General features: G+C 61.4%; 22 protein-coding genes. 15 read left to right on the top strand and 7 right to left on the bottom strand.

What is annotated here, in order from left to right:
* The 3 genes from ACI3KW_RS11325 to ACI3KW_RS11315 form a co-directional block, all read right to left on the bottom strand.
* A partial coding sequence (locus tag ACI3KW_RS11325) for a hypothetical protein (protein WP_404848153.1) occupies window positions 1–1,467 on the bottom strand: 1,467 nt, incomplete at its 3' end.
* Window positions 1,468–1,471: 4 nt separating this feature from the next.
* A complete protein-coding gene (locus ACI3KW_RS11320) occupies window positions 1,472–2,410 on the bottom strand; it encodes a DUF6384 family protein (RefSeq protein ID WP_404848152.1) in 939 nt (312 codons plus the stop codon).
* A 31-nt stretch (window positions 2,411–2,441) separates the two neighbouring features.
* Complete coding sequence (locus ACI3KW_RS11315; RefSeq protein WP_404848151.1) at window positions 2,442–3,650, bottom strand: cell surface protein; 1,209 nt, start codon at window positions 3,648–3,650, stop codon at window positions 2,442–2,444.
* Between the two features lie 238 nt (window positions 3,651–3,888).
* Between ACI3KW_RS11315 and ACI3KW_RS11310 the strand changes: the two genes are divergently transcribed.
* From ACI3KW_RS11310 to upp, 13 genes are all read left to right on the top strand, one after another.
* Window positions 3,889–4,362: a CoxG family protein gene (locus ACI3KW_RS11310; RefSeq protein WP_404848150.1), complete on the top strand. Its 474-nt coding sequence runs from the start codon at window positions 3,889–3,891 to the stop codon at window positions 4,360–4,362.
* A gap of 110 nt (window positions 4,363–4,472) precedes the next feature.
* Window positions 4,473–4,595 carry a hypothetical protein gene (locus ACI3KW_RS11305; RefSeq protein WP_262169997.1) on the top strand — a complete coding sequence of 41 codons (123 nt, stop codon included), beginning with the start codon at window positions 4,473–4,475 and terminating at the stop codon, window positions 4,593–4,595.
* A gap of 194 nt (window positions 4,596–4,789) precedes the next feature.
* Window positions 4,790–5,794: a BMP family ABC transporter substrate-binding protein gene (locus ACI3KW_RS11300; RefSeq protein WP_390888804.1), complete on the top strand. Its 1,005-nt coding sequence runs from the start codon at window positions 4,790–4,792 to the stop codon at window positions 5,792–5,794.
* Window positions 5,795–5,819: 25 nt separating this feature from the next.
* Window positions 5,820–7,400 (top strand): ABC transporter ATP-binding protein, encoded by a 1,581-nt coding sequence (locus ACI3KW_RS11295; RefSeq protein ID WP_404848159.1) that lies wholly within the window; start codon window positions 5,820–5,822, stop codon window positions 7,398–7,400.
* The gene (locus ACI3KW_RS11290; RefSeq protein ID WP_262169996.1) at window positions 7,397–8,527 is read left to right on the top strand and encodes an ABC transporter permease; all 1,131 of its coding nucleotides are present in this window, start codon (window positions 7,397–7,399) and stop codon (window positions 8,525–8,527) included. Before ACI3KW_RS11295 ends, ACI3KW_RS11290 begins: the two co-directional genes overlap by 4 nt.
* Before the next feature lies 1 nt (window position 8,528).
* Window positions 8,529–9,494 carry an ABC transporter permease gene (locus ACI3KW_RS11285; protein WP_404848149.1) on the top strand — a complete coding sequence of 322 codons (966 nt, stop codon included), beginning with the start codon at window positions 8,529–8,531 and terminating at the stop codon, window positions 9,492–9,494.
* A 1-nt stretch (window position 9,495) separates the two neighbouring features.
* A complete protein-coding gene (locus ACI3KW_RS11280; protein WP_404848148.1) occupies window positions 9,496–9,906 on the top strand; it encodes a cytidine deaminase in 411 nt (136 codons plus the stop codon).
* 154 nt (window positions 9,907–10,060) lie between these two features.
* A complete protein-coding gene (locus tag ACI3KW_RS11275) occupies window positions 10,061–10,855 on the top strand; it encodes a purine-nucleoside phosphorylase (protein WP_404848147.1) in 795 nt (264 codons plus the stop codon).
* Entirely contained in the window at window positions 10,852–11,841 is a 990-nt protein-coding gene (deoC, locus tag ACI3KW_RS11270) for a deoxyribose-phosphate aldolase (RefSeq protein ID WP_404848146.1), read from the top strand. The genes ACI3KW_RS11275 and deoC overlap by 4 nt, the downstream gene beginning before the upstream one ends.
* 1 nt (window position 11,842) lies before the next feature.
* A complete protein-coding gene (locus ACI3KW_RS11265) occupies window positions 11,843–14,209 on the top strand; it encodes an aldehyde dehydrogenase family protein (protein ID WP_404848145.1) in 2,367 nt (788 codons plus the stop codon).
* Between the two features lie 86 nt (window positions 14,210–14,295).
* Entirely contained in the window at window positions 14,296–15,615 is a 1,320-nt protein-coding gene (deoA, locus tag ACI3KW_RS11260) for a thymidine phosphorylase (RefSeq protein ID WP_404848144.1), read from the top strand.
* Between the two features lie 119 nt (window positions 15,616–15,734).
* Window positions 15,735–16,952, top strand: coding sequence for a phosphopentomutase (locus ACI3KW_RS11255; protein WP_404848143.1), 1,218 nt, complete (start codon window positions 15,735–15,737; stop codon window positions 16,950–16,952).
* A gap of 22 nt (window positions 16,953–16,974) precedes the next feature.
* The gene (gene upp / locus ACI3KW_RS11250) at window positions 16,975–17,604 is read left to right on the top strand and encodes a uracil phosphoribosyltransferase (protein WP_404848142.1); all 630 of its coding nucleotides are present in this window, start codon (window positions 16,975–16,977) and stop codon (window positions 17,602–17,604) included.
* Window positions 17,605–17,647: 43 nt separating this feature from the next.
* Here the strand turns inward: upp and ACI3KW_RS11245 are convergent, their stop codons facing one another.
* From ACI3KW_RS11245 to ACI3KW_RS11230, 4 genes are all read right to left on the bottom strand, one after another.
* Window positions 17,648–18,268, bottom strand: coding sequence for an HAD family phosphatase (locus tag ACI3KW_RS11245; RefSeq protein WP_262169983.1), 621 nt, complete (start codon window positions 18,266–18,268; stop codon window positions 17,648–17,650).
* 65 nt (window positions 18,269–18,333) lie between these two features.
* Entirely contained in the window at window positions 18,334–18,918 is a 585-nt protein-coding gene (locus ACI3KW_RS11240; protein WP_404848141.1) for a TadE/TadG family type IV pilus assembly protein, read from the bottom strand.
* On the bottom strand, window positions 18,915–19,412 hold the full coding sequence (locus ACI3KW_RS11235) for a TadE/TadG family type IV pilus assembly protein (protein ID WP_404848140.1): 498 nt from the start codon (window positions 19,410–19,412) through the stop codon (window positions 18,915–18,917). The genes ACI3KW_RS11240 and ACI3KW_RS11235 overlap by 4 nt, the downstream gene beginning before the upstream one ends.
* A gap of 199 nt (window positions 19,413–19,611) precedes the next feature.
* Window positions 19,612–20,055, bottom strand: a complete 444-nt coding sequence (locus ACI3KW_RS11230) for a pilus assembly protein N-terminal domain-containing protein (RefSeq protein ID WP_404848139.1) — start codon at window positions 20,053–20,055, stop codon at window positions 19,612–19,614.
* A gap of 386 nt (window positions 20,056–20,441) precedes the next feature.
* On the opposite strand from ACI3KW_RS11230, the gene ACI3KW_RS11225 reads away from it, so the two are divergent.
* Together ACI3KW_RS11225 and ACI3KW_RS11220 are read left to right on the top strand one after the other, a co-directional pair.
* Window positions 20,442–20,642, top strand: a complete 201-nt coding sequence (locus tag ACI3KW_RS11225; RefSeq protein WP_404848138.1) for a Flp family type IVb pilin — start codon at window positions 20,442–20,444, stop codon at window positions 20,640–20,642.
* Between the two features lie 147 nt (window positions 20,643–20,789).
* Window positions 20,790–21,290, top strand: a complete 501-nt coding sequence (locus tag ACI3KW_RS11220) for a prepilin peptidase (protein ID WP_404848137.1) — start codon at window positions 20,790–20,792, stop codon at window positions 21,288–21,290.
* Window positions 21,291–21,374 lie beyond the last annotated feature (84 nt).

The following is a 21,374-nucleotide window of genomic DNA, read 5'->3' as shown; positions in this document are numbered from 1 at the left end:
GCCCCAGCCGCCACCAAAGCCGCCCGTGCTCTTGCCGCTATTGCTATTGCCGCTATTGCTATTGCCGCCGCCAAAGCTGTTATCGGGCCATTGGAAGCCGCCCCCGCCGCCCTGTGGCCAAGGCGTGCTGGCGCGTTGCCTGCCATTATTGGGCAGGCCGGTGCCGCCGCCCCAATCGGAGGAGCTGTTCCAGTTCTGGCTGCGCCGCCACTGATCCCAATAGGATGCCGCCGAAATGCCCCCGCGCAGGAAGTCGTTGAGCAGGTCGCCCACCAGCCGGTCTTCGCGGAAGGTCGAACGCGGATCGTCGAACCGCTGCTTCTTGAATTCCCACTGAATGTCTTCGAGTTCCCGCCGCCGGGCGGCCAGGGTCTTGAGCCGCTCGGTCTGGTCGCGCGTCTCGGCTTCCTCGTCCTTGGCCCGGGCGCGCGCATCGTCGATCTGGGCGACGATCGTGTCGTCCTGCCCCGTGCGCGTCCGCCGTGCTTCGGCCAGCAGTGTCTGGATGTCCTCCCGTGCCAGTGCATTGGCCAGTTCCGCCAGGGCGCTTTCAAAAGCCGGGTTATTGCCCTCGGCCAATACGCCCAGCGTCTGGGTCGTCTGGTCGCGCTGGTCTTCGGTGGCCACGATCTGCGCATCGATGGCGTCGATCCGTTCCTGCACGCTGGCCAAGGCGGCGCGGATCGGCTTGCCGCCCGCTGCGTCGATCGCTGCGGTTTCCATCGCCTCGAGTTCGGCTGCGGCAGCCTTGGCGCTTTCGATCTGCCGCTCGGCATGCTCGCGCAGCCGCAGCGGAATTTCGTTCAGCATGGCAAAATTGGGCCGCGCCTTGGCAAAGCCGACAATCCCGGCAACCAGGCCATCGAAATAGCGGATCAGATTATTGGCCCGATAATTGGCCGTGCCGTACCCGGCCTCCCACAAATACATGAACAGCGGGTCGTCGCGATAAGGCTTGCCCTTGTCCTCGCGGTCGGTCTCGGCCTGCTCGGTCTTGCGCATGGATTGGTTGGCAATATCGGCCAGTTCCTGCGCCGCCTGCCGCTTGGCGGCAAAAGCCGGCTCCTGGGCAATGGTCGCCGTCAGCCTGTCGCCCAGCGCCTTGAGTTCGGCCTGATGGCCTTCCAATTCCTTGAGCGCTGCGGCGCGCTCGCCGGTCAACTTGGCCAAAGCCGCATCGATATCGGCCGCGGCCTGCTCGGCTCGGCTCAAATCCTGCGCATGCGCCTTGAGCATGTCGCGGGCCTTGGCTTCGGCCGCAGAAATCCGACCGTCCAGTTCGCTCTGGATGGAGGGATCCAGCCGCAACTGCGCCAATTGACGGAACAGTTCGGCCTCATTCTCGCGGATCTTGCCCACGCGCTCGGCCGATCGGGCCAGGCGCTTGGAAATCTCGTCCTCTTCGCGACGAATGTCGCGCATGGCTTCGTCGAGCGAGGCCAGGGCTTCGGGTCCGCGCAGGCTCATTGCGTCACCACCGGGTCACCGCGCCGCCAAGAACGGGCATGTTATATTCCACCTCGAGAAAACCATCGGCTTTGCGGCCGACTTCATTGGCCTGAATGATACCGTCGTCGCGCTTGTCGGCGGCCACCGCGTTGTAAACCGCCTCGGGCACCCGCACGCCCCAGATATTGACCGTCTCGGTCTGCCCGTTCTCTTCATTGAGAATCGGCAGCGACAGGACATTGCCGGACGGATCGACCGCCTCCACCACGACATAATAATTGGTCGCGTCGATATTGACCTCAGGGGTCGTCCAGAACCCCGATTGCACATCGGGGCGGTTGACGATGCGCAGCGTATATTGCTGGCGCAGCGTATCGCGCAATGCCGTCAGATCGGTCACGGCCTGCTCGGCGCCGGCCCGGTTTGCCTCGGCGGCAAAGGCCTTGCCGCGGCTGCGGATGGCTTCGGCCTGCACCACGGCGGTCTGCACCTTGGTCTCTTCAAAAATCGTCTGGTATAGCGCATCCATCTGCGCCGGCAGGCCCTGGGCCAGTTCCACCCGTGCCTGCTCGGCCTGCCCGGCCTGATAGGGCCGCCATACGCCGAAATAGCCGATGCCCAGCACCACCAGCGCCAGCAACACGGCCATGGCCGGCTTGCCCCATCTCTTGCGGCCCACATAGAGCCGGGCCAGCGACGTGCCGAAGCCCGGCTTGGGCGGATCATAGACGAACCGGCTTTCCGCCAGCGCCGCCACGCCTTCCTTGAGGATATGGTCGGGCACTTCAATGCCCTGCTGGTGATAGATATCCCGCAGCTTGTCGATGAGTTGCGCCTCGCGGGTAATCCCGTCGAGTTCGCGCGTGGCCAGATCCTGGCGGTGGCGCAGTGTATCCACCACATCCATCGCCAGCATCACTTCATCGAGGGGCGCAGCGGGCTTCGCTGTCACATCACTCATGGCTGAGCTCACCTATGGGGCAGGCCCCGCATCAGTTCTTGGTTTCGAGCAGCAGGGCATTGCCATCGGCCGCCAAAGCCGCCAGGCGCCGCTTGCCATCTTCCACCGCATCGCGAATTTCGGCCGAATTCTTGGTCGAGGCGATCCGCATCTCATTGATAATGGTGCGGCTCTTTTCCTGGAAATTGACTACCGAATCCACCAGCTTCTTGACCGCATCGGCGCGCACGGTGGGGCCATAGCCGGCCTTGACGGCCTCTTCCTGCACCTTGTCGCCAATCTCGGAAAGGGTCTCGAGGCTCTTGCTCATCCCTTCCTTCATGGCGTTGAGCGTCTCGGTCGATTCATGCAGCCCGAACATGCCGGTGAAGGACGCGCTAAGCGCGGTCAGCACGGTCTCATTTGTCGAAAAGAACGAAATCGACTGCTGATAGACACGTTCCTTGGCATTGGTCGTCTGCATCAGCCGCGCCATCACGACTTCGGACGTATTGTAGGAAATGGTCAGATTGTCCGAGAGGTCCTTGGCGATCTGGTAGCGCTTTTCCTCGTTCTGCATCTCGCGCAGCTTCTCGTCGCGATCCATTTCGAGCCGTGCCCGATCGGCCGGGGCCGTGCCGGCATAGGCGGCAACCGCGGATGATGCGGTCTGCAGAATATTCTTCTTCTCTTCGAGCCGCTTTTCGGCGGTGCCCAGCACTTCAAGCGCCATCACTTCGGATTGCTTGAGCGCGCCGCGGAAATCGCGATAGGCCTCGAGAATGGTCTGCTCGCGGTCGATCTGGTCCTTGGTGTCCTTGGTGACGTCGAGATAAACGTCGCGGATCTTGTTGAAGCGCTGTGCGATATCGCCGCGGCTCACCTTCATCCACACATTGGAAGCGCGCTCCAACAGGTCGATCTTGTTGTCGGAAAGCTGGTCGACCATGCCCTTGGCATCGTCGCGGATGGAATCGAACCCCTTGGTGATCTCTTCATAGCGCTCGCCGATCTTCATGGCGGCGATCTGCTCGCGCACCACTTCGTTGAAGGCGCTGGCCTGGCTCAGCGTGCGGCCGATCAGCACCACGCGGGTCTCATCCAGCTCGGTGATCTGGCTCAATAGGCCCGTGATCGGCTGCTCGCCCTGCTGCTCGGGCCAGATGCCCAGGTCGCGGATCGCATTGACCGCCTTATCCAGATACTGCAGCGGCTTCTCGGTTAGAGTGGCTGCTGGTGCTGATGTGACTTCGTTGGCCATGATTTGCTCCCCGTGATCTGACGCCGATGCGGCGGAATGCGTGCCTTAAGGTCATAGATTGACCCTGTGCTGCAGGATGACAATTGCCACATATCTGCGACACAACTATTTAGGCCATATTGGTGCGAAAAAGCCGCACGTCAAACGGCGGGGCCACCATGCCGGCAAGTATTTGTTTCTACGGGCATTCAGGCCACAATGGGGCGGCCGGATCATCCCCTCCGGCAGGAGCGCGATAATGGATTTTGGCGGGCACTATATCATCGCCGCACCCCGGCAAGAAGTCTGGGAAGCGCTCAATGACACCGCCATGCTCAAGGCCGCCATTCCCGGCTGCCACAAGATCGAATGGTCGAGCGAGAAGACCCTCGATCTCGAGATCAAGGTCAATCTCGGCGTCATCCATCCCGTGTTCAAGGGCGGGCTGACCCTGTCCAATATAATGCCGTCCAAAAGCTACACCCTCACCGGCAAGGGCAAGGGCGGCCTATTGGGCCTTGCCGAAGGCGCCGCCGATATCGTGCTGAGCGACGCCGGTACACAAACCGATCTGGTGTTCACCGCCCAGGGCGGCGCCTCCGGCCAGATCATGAAACTGGGCAAGGCCATTATCGGCAATTCCGCCCAGAAGGTCATCGACGGCTTCTTCGAACGCTTCGGCGCCGCCATGGGCGCCAAGGTCACACCTTTGCCGCTGGAATGGGCGCCTTAACCCATCCCTAACCACACCCCTATCTGCCGCAAAACCATCACAATCGCCGGCGCGTTTCCGGGTTACTGAAGGACTAACAAAGTCCCTCAAATACCAGCCAGATGGCATTCATGACCGCCCCCACACGAGACACGCTCGCTCTGTTCGCCATCGCTGCGCTTGCCGTGCTGGCGGTGCTCTATGCCGATCTCAACCTTGCCGACCTGTTCGCCTCCCTGCTGAACGCCGGCTAACGCGACGCCCGCAGGCGCAAACACCCACGCCGCCTAGCCTGTGGACTATGCGCCCAAATTTTGACCAATCGGAAAAAATTGCCTTTTTCCCTCTTGCGGGGAGGGCATTTGCACGATTGTATCCCCTTTAGCGCACAGGGATTGTCCGTTGGCTGCAAGCGCCATCGCTCATGTGCGAGACAGGGAGACTATTCATGAAATTCAACATGTTCACCAAGGCCCTTGCAGGCGGTGTCGCGCTGAGCGCCATGCTGACCGGCGCGGCACTGGCCGATCCGGCCGTGATCTACGATCTGGGCGGCAAGTTCGACAAGTCGTTCAACGAAGCCGCCTATAACGGCGCCGAAGAATGGAAGAAGGAAACCGGTGGTTCCTTCCTGGATCTGGAATTGCAGAACGATGCCCAGCGCGAACAGGCCCTACGCCGTTTCGCCGGCCAGGGTGCCAATCCTATCGTCATGGCCGGCTTTTCCTGGACCGCTGCGCTCACTGCTGTTGCCACTGAATTCCCCGACACCAATTTCGTCGTGATCGACACCGTCGTCGACGCGCCCAATGTGCAATCGATCATTTTTGACGAACACACGGGTTCCTACCTCGTTGGCGTGCTCGCCGCCCTCAAGTCCGAAACCGGCACCGTTGGTTTTGTCGGCGGCATGGACGTTCCCCTGATCCACAAATTCTATTGTGGCTATGCCCAGGGCGCCAAGGCTGCCAATCCCGACATCAAGCTGATCGAAAACTACACCGGCACCACTCCCGCTGCCTGGAATGACCCGGTCACCGCCGGCGAATTGGCCAAGGCTGGCGTTGATGCCGGCGCCGACGTGATCTTCGCCGCCGCTGGCGGTTCGGGTCTGGGCGTGCTGCAGGCGATGAAGGATGCCGGCAAGTTCTCCATCGGCGTCGACAGCAACCAGAACTATCTGCAGCCCGGCTCGGTGCTGACCTCCATGGTCAAGCGCGTCGACGTTGCGGTCAAGAATGCGCTGACTGAAGCGGCCGACGACGCCACCTTCAAGCCCGGCCTCACGGTTCTGGGCCTGGCCCAGGATGGTGTCGGCTATGCCGTCGATGACAATAACAAGGCCCTGCTGACCCCGGAAATGATCGCCGCTGCCGAAGACTACAAAGCCAAGATCATCGCTGGCGAGATCGAGGTCCACGACTACACCACCGACTCGACCTGCCCGCTCTAAGCGTAGCTGGATGAGTGGTGATCACATGAACCCGCAGCGGCCGGAAACGGCCGCTGCATCGGCGCCGGCCAATGGCTGGGCGATCGAGCTTGAGCAGATCAACAAGCGATTTGGCGCGGTTCACGCCAATAAGGACATCGATCTATCCATCGCCCGCGGCACCATCCACGGCATTGTGGGCGAGAACGGCGCCGGCAAGTCCACGCTGATGTCCATCCTCTATGGCTTCTACACCGCCGATAGCGGCACCATCCGGGTCAATGGACAGGTGCAGGCCATCACCGACAGCAGTCATGCTTTGTCGCTCGGCATCGGCATGGTGCATCAGCATTTCATGCTGGTTGATAATTTCTCCGTCCTCGAAAACATCGTGCTCGGTGCCGAGGATTCCGGTTTCCTCAAGCCAAGCCTCGATCGTGCCCGCAAGGAGTTGGATCGGCTGGAGCAGGAATATGACCTCGAGGTCGATCCCGACGCCATCATCGAGGACATCTCGGTGGGCCAGCAGCAGCGCGTCGAAATCCTCAAGGCCCTCTATCGCGGCGCCGAAACGCTGATCCTGGACGAACCCACTGGCGTGCTCACGCCCAAGGAAGCCGACGATCTGTTCCGCGTGCTCCGCACCCTGCGCGAACAGGGCAAGACGGTGATCCTGATCACCCACAAGCTGCGCGAAATCATGGCCATTACCGATACCGTTTCGGTCATGCGCCAGGGCCAGATGGTCGCCACCGTCAAGACCAGCGAAACCAGCCCCGAGCAATTGGCCGAACTCATGGTCGGCCGCCGCGTGCTGCTGCGCGTCGAAAAGGGCGAGGCCAATCCGGGCAAGACCCTGCTCGAAGTGCAGAACCTGGTCGTCAAGGACGATATGGGCATTACCCGCGTCAAGGATGTGAGCTTCTCCATCCGCGCCGGCGAAATCGTCGGCATTGCTGGCGTTTCCGGCAATGGCCAGTCCGAACTGCTCGAAGCCGTTTCGGGCATGCGCGATCAGAAATCGGGCAATGTCATCCTCAATGGCAATGCCCTCTCGCTCAAGGGCGATGACGGCGCCGCCCGCGCCCGTGCCGCCGGCCTCGCGCACGTCCCCGAGGATCGTCAGCGCATGGGGCTGGTCACCAATTTTTCCGAATGGGAAAATGCCATTCTGGGGTACCAGAACAGTCCCGATTACGGGCAGGGGCCTTTCCTTGACATCGGCGCTGCCAAAAAGCGCGCCGCCGAACATGTCAAATTGTTCGACGTCCGCCCCGCCAATATCAACCTCAAGACTTCGCTCTTCTCCGGCGGCAATCAGCAGAAGATCGTGCTGGCCCGCGAGATGGAGCGCGACCCCGACGTGCTGGTCATCGGCCAGCCTACCCGCGGCGTCGATATCGGCGCCATCGAATTCATCCATAACGAAATCATCAAGATGCGCGACGAGGGCAAGGCCATCCTGCTCGTCTCGGTGGAACTCGACGAAATCCGCTCGCTGGCCGACCGCATCATCGTCATGTTCGACGGCGTCATCGTGGGTGAAGCCGATCCCGCCACCGCCACCGAAGGCGAACTCGGCCTGATGATGGCCGGCATCAACGACAAGAAGGCGGCAACACAATGAGCGCCCGCAGACCCATACCCCGCTGGGCCGATGTCGCCCTGCTGCCTGCCATCAATCTGCTGCTGGCGCTGATCGTGTCCGGGCTGGTCGTGTTGTTTGTCGGCGAAAATCCGTTCCACGCCATCCAGGTCATCATCTATGGTGCCTTCGGCTATGGTGAAGGCGTTGGCTACACGCTCTACTACGCCACCAATTTCATCTTTACCGGCCTTGCCGTAGCGGTTGCCGCCCATGCCGGGCTCTTCAATATCGGCGGCGATGGCCAGGCCTATGTCGCAGGCCTCGGCGCCATCGTCGTGGCCCTGGCGCTCGACCAGACTCATTGGCTGATCGCCATGCCCCTGGCCGTCATCGCGGCCGGTGCGGTGGGTGGCTTCTGGGCCTTCGTACCCGGCTGGCTCCAGGCCAAGCGCGGCAGCCATGTCGTTATCACCACCATCATGTTCAATTTCATCGCCGCTGCGCTCATGGTCTACATGGTCAATCGCGTGCTCAAGCCCGCCAGCACCATGGCCCCTGAATCCGAAACCATCGACGTGGCCGGCCGCGTGCCGCAACTGCGCCAGTTCATGAGCTTTTTCGGCTATTCGCCGGTCAACCTGTCCATCGTCATCGCCATAGCGGCGCTGATCGGGGTCTATATCCTGATCTGGCACACCAAATTCGGCTATGCCATGCGCGTGTTGGGCCAGAACCCGACAGCCTCGCGCTATGCCGGCATTTCCAATTCCCGCATGATCATGATCACCATGACCATTTCCGGAGCGCTCGCCGGCATGGTGGCGATCAACGAAGTCATGGGCGTACAAAACCGGCTGGTGCTCGATTTCGTCGCCGGCGCCGGTTTCGTCGGCATCGCCGTGGCGCTGATGGGCCGCAATCATCCCATCGGCATTGCACTTGCCGCCGTGCTGTTCGGCGCGCTCTATCAGGGCGGCCAGGAATTGCAATTCGTCATCCCCGGCATTACCCGCGAAATGATCGTGGTGATCCAGGCTTTGGTGATCCTGTTCACCGGCGCCATGGAAGGCCTGTTCCGCCCCTCGCTCGAACGCGCTTTCATGCTGTTCTCACCGGAACAAAAGGCCGACGCCGTCGCCGCCTCAACCGCCAAGACGGAGAGCTGACATGGATTTTCCTGCCATCCTCTCCATTCTCGACGCCACCATCCGGCTCTCGACGCCCCTGCTTTTGGCGTGTCTGGCCGGGCTCTATTCCGAGCGCGCGGGCCTCTTCGATATCGGCCTTGAAGGCAAGATGCTGGCGGCGGCCTTTGCCGCCGGCGCCGTCGCCGCCATCACTGGTTCCGCCTGGATCGGCCTTGCCGCCGGCATGTCCGTCTCGCTGGCGACCGCGCTGCTGCAAGGCGTCGCCGCCATCACCCTGCGCGGCAATCAGCTCATTGCCGGCGTTGCCATCAACATGCTGGCTGCGGGCCTCACCACGTTCCTCGGCCAGACCTGGTTCTCCCAGGGCGGCCGGACGCCACCGCTTGGCGAAGGCGGGCGCTTCGTGCCCATCAACCTGCCATTCGCCAATGAATTGGCTGGTATCCCCATCATTGGCCCGATCTATTACGAGCTGATTTCGGGTCATTACATCCTGGTCTATATCGCCTTCCTCATGGTGGCCGTCACCGCCTATGTGCTCTATCGCACCCGCTTCGGCCTGCGCCTGCGCGCCGTGGGCGAAAGCCCCAAGGCGGTCGACACGGCCGGCATTTCGGTGGTCAAGCTGCGCTATCAGGCGGTGATCATCACGGGCCTGCTCTGCGGCATTGCCGGGGCCTATTTCTCCATCGCCCAGGGCTCGGGCTTCGGCAATAATATGACAGCCGGCAAGGGCTATATCGCGCTCGCCGCTTTGATCTTTGCCAAGTGGAAGCCGGTGCCCGCCATGTTCACCTGCCTGCTCTTCGGCTTCCTCGATGCCCTGCAAATTCGTCTGCAGGGCGCGCGGCTGGGCGGGGTGGAAATCCCGGTCCAGGCCATTCAGGCGCTGCCCTATGTGCTGACCGTGATCCTGCTGGCTGGCTTCATCGGCAAGGCCGTAGGCCCCAAGGCCGGCGGCGTCGCCTATACCAAGGAGCGCTGACATGCCCCTGTTGCCGGCCGACCAAACCCTGTTCGACGCCGCCGAAGCCGTTCGCGCCAAGGCCTATGCGCCCTATTCGAACTTTCACGTTGGCGCCGCCATCCTTGCCGATGACGGCAAGATCTATGCCGGCTGCAATGTCGAAAACGCCGCCTATCCCGTCGGTAATTGCGCCGAGCCCAGCGCCATCGCCGCCATGCTTGCCGGCGGCGGCAAACGCATCAAGCGCATCTATATCACCGGCCCCGGCAATACCCCAGTCACCCCCTGCGGCGGCTGCCGGCAACGCATCCGCGAGTTCGCTGATCTCGATGTTGAAGTCATCTCCCACGGCATCGACGGCACCCCGCTGGTCATGACACTAGGCGAACTGCTGCCGCATTCATTTGGCCCCGAGTTCTTGGGAAAATGAACATGCACCGGACGATGATTGGTCGTCCCCTCCCCCTTGAGGGGAGGGCTAGGGTGGGGGTCGGCTTGTTCGGCACCAAATTCCCAGCGACCCCCACCCCGACCCTCCCCTCAAGGGGGAGGGAGGGAAAAAGCCCCGAAATCACGAGCACACCATGACCAAAGCCTCCAAGACCATCAAGAAAATCGCCGGTGAGGCACCTGTCGAAGCCGCCATCGTGCTCGGCTCTGGCCTCTCCGCCATTGGCGAGCTCTTGGCTGACAAGGTCACCATTCCCTATTCCGAGCTCAAGGGCTTCCCCGGCGGCGGCGTTTCCGGCCATGGCCGCGACCTGCTCATCGGCACCATGGGCGGCAAGCGCATCGCCATCCTCACCGGCCGCGAACATTATTACGAACACGGCAATGCCGCCGCCATGCGCCCCGCGCTCGAAGCCATGGCCGAACTCGGCGCCAAGACCCTGCTGCTGACCAATTCGGCCGGCTCGCTCGACGAGCGCTTCCGTCCCGGCGATCTGATGCTGCTCTCCGACCACATCAATTATGCCGGCATGAACCCGCTGATCGGTGAACCCACCGACCGCCGTTTCGTCAACCTGGTCGATTGCTACGCCCCCGATCTGCGCGCCAAGGCGATTGCCCTGGGCGAGCGTCTCGACATCAAGGTCGGCGAAGGCATCTATCTGTGGTATTCTGGCCCCAGCTTTGAAACGGTCGCTGAAATCCAGATGGCCATTCGCCTGGGCGCCAATGCCGTGGGTATGTCCACGGCACCCGAAGTCATTCTCGGGCGTTTCCTGGGGATGAAGGTCTGGGCCTGCTCGTCCATCACCAATATGGGCGCGGGTCTCTCGAGCGAAAAAATCAGCCATGAACACACCAAGACCATGGCGGTACAAGGCGCAGAGAAGCTGAAAAAGCTCATACCAGCGCTGGTGGAGGAACTATGAGCCTACGCGTTGTAGACAACCCCGAGCCCCATACCCCGCACAAGCGTAATCCGGGCTTCCCGCTTGATCTCGATTGGGTCGAACGCGTTCGCATGAACCGCTCGGCGCTCGAACGCCGCGCCGGCTCCATTGGCGCGCGCCGCACCGTCAAAAAGGATTATCAGCTGGCTTGGCTGCTCAAAGCCATCACGCTGATCGATCTGACGACGCTCAATTCCGACGATACCGACGGCCGCGTCGAGCGCCTTTGCGCCAAGGCGCGCCATCCCCTGCGCACCGACATTCTCGACAAGCTCGATGTCCCCGGCCTGCGCATTCTGCCCGGCGCCGTCTGCGTCTATCATAGCTTCGTCAAAACCGCGGTGACCGCGCTCGAAGGCACCGGCATCCCCGTTGCCGCCGTCTCCACCGCTTTCCCGCATGGTCTGGCCCCGCTCGAAACCAAGCTCAAGGAGATCGAGCTATCGGTCGCCGACGGCGCCAAGGAAATCGACATCGTCATCGAACGCGGCATGGTTTTGCGCGGCGATTGGCAGGCGCTCTACGATCAGGTCAAAGCCTTCCGCAAGGCCTGCGGCGACGCCCATATCAAAACCATTCTGGGCACGGGCGAGCTCGCCACCCAAACCAATATCGCCAAAGCCTCGCTCGTTTGCATGATGGCCGGCGCCGATTTCATCAAGACATCGACCGGCAAAGAAAAGGTCAATGCTAATCTGGTCACCTCGCTGACCATGATCCGCATGATCCGCTGGTTCAATGAAGAGACCGGCATCGAAATCGGCTACAAACCTGCCGGCGGTATCGCCACGGCCGGCGACGCGCTGAAATACATGGCGCTGATGAAGGAAGAGCTGGGAACGCGTTACCTTCAACCGCACTTATTCCGTTTCGGCGCTAGCAGTCTGTTAACCGATATAGAGCGTCAGCTAGAACACGGCCTCACCGGTCATTACGCGGCTGACTACCGCCAGCCCATGGTTTGACATGAACAAGATCGCACAGATATTTCAAACACTTGACTATGGTCCGGCCCCCGAAGGCCCCGATCAGGCCAATGCCTGGCTCGATAGCCACGGGCGAAAGTTCGGCCATTTCATCGACGGCAAATGGACCAAGCCCGGCAAGACTTTTGCCAGCGATAACCCCGCCAATGGCGACAAACTCGCCGACATCACCGAAGGCACAGCTGAAGACGTCAACGCCGCCGTCAAAGCCGCCCGCGCCGCCTTCAAGCCGTGGTCGGCCCTCTCCGGTTACGAGCGCGGCAAGTATCTCTACGCCATCGCCCGCGCCATCCAGAAGCATTCCCGGCTCTTCGCCGTGCTCGAAACCATGGACAATGGCAAGCCGATCCGCGAAAGCCGCGATGTCGATATCCCATTGGTAGCACGTCATTTTTACCATCACACCGGCTGGGCCCAGCACCTCAGCCGCGAGTTTCCCGACGCCGTGCCCTATGGCGTCTGCGGCCAGATCATCCCCTGGAATTTCCCACTCCTGATGCTGGCCTGGAAGATCGCCCCCGCGCTCGCCGCCGGCAACACCGTCATCCTAAAACCCGCCGAATTCACCTCGCTCACGGCATTGCTGTTCGCCGAAATCTGCGAGCGCATCGGCCTGCCCAAGGGCGTGGTCAATATCGTCACCGGGCAGGGCGAAACCGGCCAAGCCATTGTTTCTCATGAAGGTATCGACAAGATCGCCTTCACCGGCTCCACCGAAGTCGGCAAAGCCATCCGCGCCGCCACGGCCGGCACGGGCAAGGGCCTCAGCCTCGAGCTGGGCGGCAAGTCGCCCTACATCGTCTTCGAAGACGCCGATATCGACAGCGCCATCGAAGGCCTGGTCGATGCCATCTGGTTCAATCAGGGCCAGGTCTGCTGCGCCGGCTCCCGCCTGCTGGTGCAGGAAAGCATCGAAACCCGCTTCATCGCCAAGCTCAAGACCCGCATGGCGAGCCTGCGCGTCGGCGATCCGCTCGACAAATCCATCGACATCGGCGCGCTGGTCGCCCCGGTTCAGGTCGAACGCATCCGCGATCTGATGAAGCGTGGCGTGGCCGAAGGCGCTGTCGTCTACGAGGCCGATGGCCCAGTCCCGGCCAAGGGCTGTTTCCTCAAGCCGGCTCTGGTCACCAATGTTTCGCCCGCTAACACATTGGTGGCGGAAGAGATTTTCGGCCCCGTGCTGGTTGCCATGAGCTTCCGCACCCCCGAGGAAGCGGTCGCTCTCGCCAACAACACCAAATACGGTCTCGCCGCGACGATCTGGAGCGAGAATATCAATCTGGCCCTCGACATCGCCCCCAAGATCAAGGCCGGCGTGGTCTGGATCAACGGCACCAATAATTTCGACGCCGCCGTGGGCTTCGGTGGCTACAAGGAATCCGGCTTCGGCCGCGAAGGTGGCCGCGAGGGCATGAGCGCGTACCTCAAGCCCGCTTGGGAAAAGGAGCTCAAAGCCGCTCCCGCCGCCAAGCCCGCGCCCGCCAAGGCCGAAAACCCGCTCGATAGCGGCCATCTCGACCAGACTGCAAAGATGTATATCGGCGGCAAGCAGTCGCGCCCCGACAGCGCCTACAACCGCGCCGTGCTCGACCCCAAAGGCCAGACCATTGGCGAAGTGGGCGAAGGCAATCGCAAGGACATCCGCAACGCTGTCGAAGCTGCCCGTGCTGCCCTGAGCTGGTCGACCACTGCCGCCCACACCCGCGCGCAAGTCCTCTATTTCCTCGCCGAAAATCTCGACTATCGCCGCGACGAATTTGCCGCCCGCATCAAGGCGCAAACCGGCGAAGACGGCGCCAATGAAGTCGCCCTTTCCGTCGAACGCCTCTTCGCCTTTGCCGGCTGGGCCGACAAATATGATGGTGCGGTCCACAATCCGCCCCTGCGTGCCGTCGCCGCCGCCATGGTCGAACCACTCGGCGTCATGGGTATTGTTGCCCCGCCGTCGCGCCCGCTGCTCGGCTCCATCGCCCTGATCGCCCCGGCTCTGGCCATGGGCAATACGGTCGTGCTGGTCCCCTCGGCGCAATCGCCGCTATCCATCACCGACCTCTACCAGGTCATCGAAACCTCCGACGTGCCCAATGGCGTGATCAACATCGTCACCGGCGATAGCGTCACTCTCGCCAGGACCTTGGCCGAGCATGACGGCGTCGATGCAATGTGGTTCGCCGGCTCCGCCGAAGCCTCAGCTATCGTCGAAAAGGCCTCGATCACCAATCTCAAGCAGACCTGGACCAGCCGCGGTCTCTATTACGATCTGGCCGATCGGCGCTTCGAGGGCGATTACTTCCTGAGCAAGGCGACGCAGGTCAAGAATGTCTGGATTCCCTACGGAGCTTAGGTCCGGACATCGGAATACCCCCTCCTAACCTCTCCCTGATAGGGGGAGGCTAGGAGGGGGTATCCCCTAAACAAAAAGAGCCATCCATGGTCTTCCTCCCCCAAGAAGTCATCGCCAAAAAGCGCGACGGCCACGCCCTCTCGGCCGGCGAGATCGCCGCCTTCATCCATGGCTTCACCCATGGCAGTGTCTCCCACGCCCAGGCCGCCGCCCTCGCCATGGCCGTCTATTTCAACGACATGACCATGCAAGAACGCGTGGCGCTGACCCTGGCCATGCGCGATAGCGGCACCGTGCTCGACTGGTCCGATCTCGACGGTCCCGTGGCCGACAAACATTCCACCGGCGGTGTCGGCGACAATGTCAGCCTTATGCTGGCGCCGATCCTGGCCGCTATCGGCATCTATGTCCCCATGATCTCGGGCCGTGGTCTGGGCCATACCGGCGGTACGCTCGACAAGTTCGACGCCATTCCCGGCTATACCACCAGCCCCGACAATGCCCTGTTCCGCAAGGTCGTGCAGGAAGCCGGCTGCGCCATTATCGGCCAGACCGCCGACCTCGCCCCCGCCGACAAAGCGTTCTACGCCATCCGCGACGTGACGGGGACGGTTGAATCCATTTCCCTGATCACCGCCTCCATCCTCTCCAAAAAGCTCGCCGCCGGCCTCGGCACACTGATCCTCGACGTCAAAACCGGTTCGGGCGCCTTCATGCCCACGCTGGAAAAATCCCGTGATCTCGCGCAAAGCCTCGTCACTGTCGCCAATGGCGCGGGCCTCAAAACATCAGCTCTGATCACCGACATGAACGAGCCGCTGGCCTCTGCCGCCGGTAATGGCCTCGAAGTCCGCAATGCGGTCGATTTCCTCACTGGCAAGCATCAGGACGTCCGTCTGCGCGAAGTCACCTTGGCCCTCTGCGCCGAAGTCGCCGCCATGACCGGGATTGCGGAGAGCGTTCCGGCTGCCCGCAGGCTGGTCGACGACGCCCTTGACAGCGGCCGCGCCACCGAGCGTTTCGCCAAAATGGTCATGGCCCTTGGCGGCCCCGGCGACTTCGTCGAAGCCATGGACACCCATCTCGCCCCCGCCCCGATCCTCCGCGACGTCTTCGCCACGGGGCAGGGCACCATTGCCGCCATCGACACCAAAGGCGTCGGCATGGCCGTGGTCGCCCTAGGCGGCGGCCGCACCATGCCCAGCGACAGCATCGATCACACAGTCGGCTTCGACCGCCTGCTCGGTCTGGGCGCCCATGCCGATGCACAAAACCCCATCGCCCGCATCCACGCCCGCGACGAAGCCTCCGCCGCCGACGCTGAAGCCCGCCTCAAATCCGCCTATCGCTTGGGTGAAGCAGGCTCAGCGCATCCCCTTATTGCCCAGTCCATCCCACCGGCCTAAATACCCACACGGGGTCATTCCCGCGAAAGCGGGAACCTCCGTTTTCTTTCTGCCGCCGTAAACAGAGGTTCCCGCTTTCGCGGGAATGACACGGTAGATAGCCAGTTCAAGGAGCCGCCATGCCCCGCGCCATTCTGTGCATTCTCGATAGCGTCGGCATTGGTGGCGCGCCCGACGCTGCCGCCTATGGCGATGTCGGCTCCAACACCTTTGGTCACATCGCCGAACACGCCGCCGCGGGCAAAGCCGACAAGGCCGGCCTGCGCGCCGGCCCGCTCAACGTGCCCAATCTCGATGCCCTCGGCATCGGCGCCGCGATAAAGCTCTCGACCGGCACAATGCCACCCAATCTCTCCGCAACTCCCAAAGGCGGGCGCTTCGGCGTCGGCCGCGAAGTCAGCAAGGGCAAGGACACTCCCTCCGGCCATTGGGAAATCGCCGGCGTGCCGGTGCCCTTCGAATGGGGCTATTTCCCGCAAACCGAGCCGACCTTTCCGCCCGCGCTGATCGAAGAATTCATCAAACGCGCCAAGCTGCCCGGCATTCTGGGCGACAAGCATGCCTCGGGCACCAATATCATTGCAGAGTTAGGCGAAGAGAGCATCCGCACCGGCAAGCCGATCTGCTACACCTCCATCGATAGCGTGTTCCAGATCGCCGCGCATGAGAGCCATTTCGGGCTCGATCGGCTCTACGAGATTTGCCAGATCGCCTTCGAGCTCACCGCGCCCCTCAATATCGGCCGTGTGATCGCCCGCCCGTTCGTGGGTGAGGATGCAAAGAGCTTCAAGCGCACCGGCAATCGCCGCGACTTCGCCATTTCACCACCCGAGCCGACCCTGCTCGATCGCAACAAGGCAGCCGGAAACCAGGTCTTCGCCATCGGCAAGATTTCCGACATTTATGCCGCCCATGGCGTCACCCATAAGCTCAAGGGCACGGGGCTGCCCCAACTGTTCGACAAGACGCTCGAGGCCATGGAAATGGCTGCCGATAACGCGTTCATCATGACCAATTTCGTCGATTTCGACAGCGAATATGGCCATCGCCGCGACGTGCCCGGCTACGCCGCGGCCCTCGAATATTTCGACGCCCGCCTGCCCGAGCTGATCGCCAAGCTCAGGGACGATGATCTCTTGATCCTTACGGCCGACCACGGCAATGATCCAACCTGGCCCGGCACCGACCACACACGGGAACAGATCCCGATTCTGCTCTTTTCCCCAAGCGTGTCGGCGGGCGAGATTGGCATTCGCTCCACCTTCGCAGATATTGGCGAAACCATTGCCCATTGGCTCGGCCTCGCACCCGGCCGTCATGGCAAAAGCTTTCTCTAACCCGACAAGAACAGGTGATCCAATGAGCAGCGTGACCGTCCTCGATCACCCCTTGATCCAGCACAAGCTGACCATCATGCGCAACAAGGAGACCTCCATCGCGGGGTTCCGCCGCCTGCTGCGCGAGATCGCCCATCTGATGTGCTACGAGGTCACGCGCGATCTCGAACTCGAGATGATCCCCATCGAAACCCCGATGGCCGAGATGCAGTCTCCCGCCATCAAGGGCAAGAAGCTGGTTTTCGCCTCCATCCTGCGCGCCGGCAATGGCCTGCTCGATGGCATGCTCGATCTGGTCCCGGCCGCCCGCGTCGCCCATATTGGCATCTATCGCGATCACGAAACGCTCGAGCCCGTCGAGTATTACTTCAAGGCTCCGTCCAATCTGGAAGATCGCCTGATCATCGTGGTCGATCCGATGCTGGCCACCGCCAACTCGGCCACTGCCGCCATCGACAAGCTCAAGGAACGCGGCGCCAACAATATCCGCTTCCTCTGCCTGCTCGCCGCACCCGAAGGCCTCAAGCATTTCGGGGAAACCCATCCCGACGTGCCGGTCTTCACCGCCTCCATCGACAGCCATCTCAATGAGAAGGGCTACATCATCCCTGGCCTTGGCGATGCGGGCGACCGCATGTACGGCACGAAATAAGCGCTGTCCTATGCCTCTCCCCCTCAAGGAGAGGCAAGAGGGCCTACTTCGCCTTGAGTGGCAGCCCCAGCGCGATCAGTTCCTTGCGCAGCATGACCGGGTCCTTGAAGTGGATTCCATGCATGCCGAATTTGCGTGCCGAGGTGATATTGGGCTCGCTGTCGTCGATGAACACGCAGCTTTCGGGCGCCAGGCCATAGCGCTCGCAGAACACGCGATAAAGCCGGGGATCGGGCTTCACCAGCCCTTCGAGCCCCGACACGATCACGCCATCGAACTTTTCGAGGAACGGCCATTCGCCCAGGCAGCTCACCCATTTTTCCCAGGAAAAATTGGTAATGGCAAAGGTGGGGACTTCCTGCTCGATCAACTCGTCATGGATGTCAATCGTGCCCTGGATGAATTCACCCAGCGTTTCCTTCCAGCGCAGGTCGAACGCCTGGATTTCGCGCCAATATTTGGGGAAGCGGGTGATCAGCTTGGCGACGCCCTCGGAATAGATTTCCCCCGCGTCGAATTCCAGATTCCAGTCCAGCGTGCAGATATTCTGGTGGAACCATAGCGCATCGTCCTCGCTCTCGAAGAGCTTGCGGAACAGATACATCGGGTTCCAGTCGACGAACACGCCGCCAAGGTCAAAAACAGGGACGAGCGTATCGGTCATGGGAAGGTCACCAGGAGGAAGGAAGCTGGCTGGCTTTTGCCACGCGCTGAAGGCGGGTGCAACGGCTAGTTCAGAACGATTGGCTCACCGAACCGCGGCACGTAAAAGCTCTGGCGATAGAGATTGACCGCCTGGTCGAAGACGAAACCGTAAAGCGGCTTGTAGCTATAGCTGGCTTCCGAGACGATGACATAGCTGCCCTTGGCGATATCGGTCATGCTGGCCATGTCGCTGGCTCGGCCATAGGGCTGGTTCTGTGGGTAGGTCGTCCCCACGCTCATGACGCCGTTGAGATATTCGCGCGACCAGGCCACTTCCGTGGTGCCGTCGACCTTCACCTTCACCGAGGTGACGATCTGCTTGATGTTGGTCGTGGTGTAGGGCGTCATGATGCCCGAGGAAGCCTGGAAATAATCCTGCAATGTGGCGCCGGAAATCGTCCCGTTCTCACGAGCCACCAGGTCCCCCACCGCGCCGGCAACCGATTGCACTTTGCGATCCATGGTGATCAGGGCGCCGGCTTCGGTCGTGCCTAGATAGACCATCAACATGAAGGGCACGACCAGCGCGAACTCCACCGCCGCTACACCGCCCTGTGCTTTGGCGAAGCGCCGAAGCAGTCGCTTGAGCATCTGCCGGGCCGCGATCATGTGAAAGGCTCGTTGCGGAACACGGTGACTGCACCCAGCAAGCGCCGCCCGTCACGGAGATTGGACAGGCCAAGCGAGCCGCCCAGGAAGTTGAGGTTCAGCAGCACCGGATATTTGTAATAGACCTGCACCAGAACCACGTTTGATCCAGCGCCGGGAGTATAGTTTTCGCCCTTGGTCCAGCCGCAATTGTCGACCTTGCAGGTCCAGTCCACCGGCGGCTCGACCGTCGCCGACTGGAAATTGGACACCACCGACACCCGCACATGCAGGCCCGAGCAGTCGGAAAACAGCCCATAGAGCCGGTCGCACACATTGCTGCGGAAGGAGGCGAGCGTGTCCTTGCGGGTCTGGGCCTGGCCGGTGCGGATCATCCGGCTGGCGTCCTGCACCGCACTTTCCAGAATCTGGCCGGACATGAAAACCAGCGAGGTTTGCAGAATTGCTGTCATGATGGCGAAGAACGGCATTGCCAGCAGGGCAAATTCGATCACCGTCGTTGCATCCTCATGGCGCGCAAAGGCGCGCCATCTTTTCCTCGGCGACGCTCTGCCGAGCAGGGATGCAATTGACTTGATCATGAGCCCACATGCGTTTGGTCGCCACAGGCTAGGGGCTTTTGGCTAATCCTTGGTTACGAAGGCGCCTGCGGGCGACCCCGTTCGCGCGGAAGGTTAAGCTGCGGTTAAAGGCCTACTGCGCAGCAGACTGTACAACCTGAGACGACGCCAGCGCTTGCGCCGTAAAGGAATTGTCGTCACCCAGCATGATCACGGGCTGGCATGTGGGTGCGCAGGATAGCGTGGTGCGGTTCTGCCCCTGATAGACGGTCATTACGCCCGCTTGCATCTGCGCTACTTCGACCATGGTGTCGGCAATGGGATTACCCTGTGCGTCGAGCACGATCAGATTGGTCTGCCCATAGCTTTTGCCGGTCAGCACCAGCGTCAGCGGGTCTTGAATGGTCACGTCGGCAATGCCAGGATTGCCGATGATCACCGTGGCGGCGGGCGAACTGATGCGCAAGACGCGCGCCATGTTGACATTGACCTCGATCGGCAGCCCGTCAGCCGCATGGACGCCGCCCAAGTTGGCCAGCAACAGACATAGGGCGGCAAAAGCAGAGGGCAAACGCATGGGACAATCCGGCCATCGGGAACGCAACGAATGTCAGTTTCCATTGGAATGGTGAATTTTTTGACAAACACCCGGCAAACAAGGGTTTGGCAGGCATTCCTCGCATGCGCGGAGTTGATGGCCGGGCAATGCTATGTGGCCTTGAAGCAAATAAGTATAGCCGCGCCCTATACTTGCTGACGCCCGACGGCACAGCGACAGATAAAATGCCATAGATTTAATTAACGCTTTGATTATCATACGGAAATCGGCGCCAAAATCACTCTCTGACTGTCCGGCCGATTAACTCAATTGCAACAAGTCACGACTAGTTTTTGCCTCATGTTCGATGTGTGACGTGTCGAACGACGGCGTCACCCGATGACGTTATTTAAAGGAGCCTGGGAATGACTATTTTCGCACGTTTCGCCAAGGACGAGTCCGGCGCAACCGCAATTGAATACGGCCTGATCGCCGCACTGATTTCCGTTGGTATCATTGTTGCCGCGACCGCTTTGGGGGGGAGCCTGAGTGACCTGTTCGAACGTATCTCTGATACGCTCGATGGCACCATCCCAGCGACTGCGACACCGCCCGCGACGCCATAATAGCCAAGACGCTTCGGCGTCGCTGTAAACGATAGGGGAAGGCGTTTAGCGCTTTCCCCTTTTCTTTTTGTCGTTTCTTAACGCGCTCCGTCGCAATGTTTTTGCCGCGGCGGTACTATGCCCGTGCCGTTTTTTGGGGACGTTCTAATGGCCACGATCGCATTGCTGTTTTTTCCGCTCGGCATGGCTTTCGCTGCCTCCTCCGATCTGCTGACCATGCGAATATCCAACAAGCTCGTGCTGCTGCTGGTTGTCGGCTTTTGCATTACGGCTATGGCCATCAACCTGCCCTTGCAGCAATTCGCCATGCATGTCGTTGCCGCGTTGATCGTTCTGGTTGCCGGTTTCACGTTTTTCGCCCTGCGCTGGGTCGGCGGGGGCGACGCCAAGCTGGCAGCTGCCACCGCGCTTTGGCTCGGCTTCGGCCTTACACTGCCTTATCTGGTTTACGCCGCCGTGCTGGGGGGCGTACTGACGCTGCTTATCCTCGCCCTGCGCCGGCTTCCCCTCACGCCGTTCCTAGCCCGCTATCGCTGGCTTGAGCGGTTGCATGACCGCAAATCCGGCATTCCTTATGGTGTCGCCTTGGCCCTTGCCGGCCTCATGACATATTCCAACTCGGTGATCTTCGAGCGCTTGTCCGCCTAGGCGCCCCTCGACGGAGCCTTGCAGGCCGTAAGCCGCAAAGATCAATAAGCCCTCACGGCGAATACTTGTCCTTTCTGGAAAATT

Origin of the sequence: Devosia sp. ZW T5_3, from assembly GCF_044987315.1 — a bacterium.
Lineage (GTDB): Bacteria > Pseudomonadota > Alphaproteobacteria > Rhizobiales > Devosiaceae > Devosia.
The sequence above is the reverse complement of the archived record's forward strand: the minus strand, read 5'-3'. Positions and strand labels throughout refer to the sequence as shown.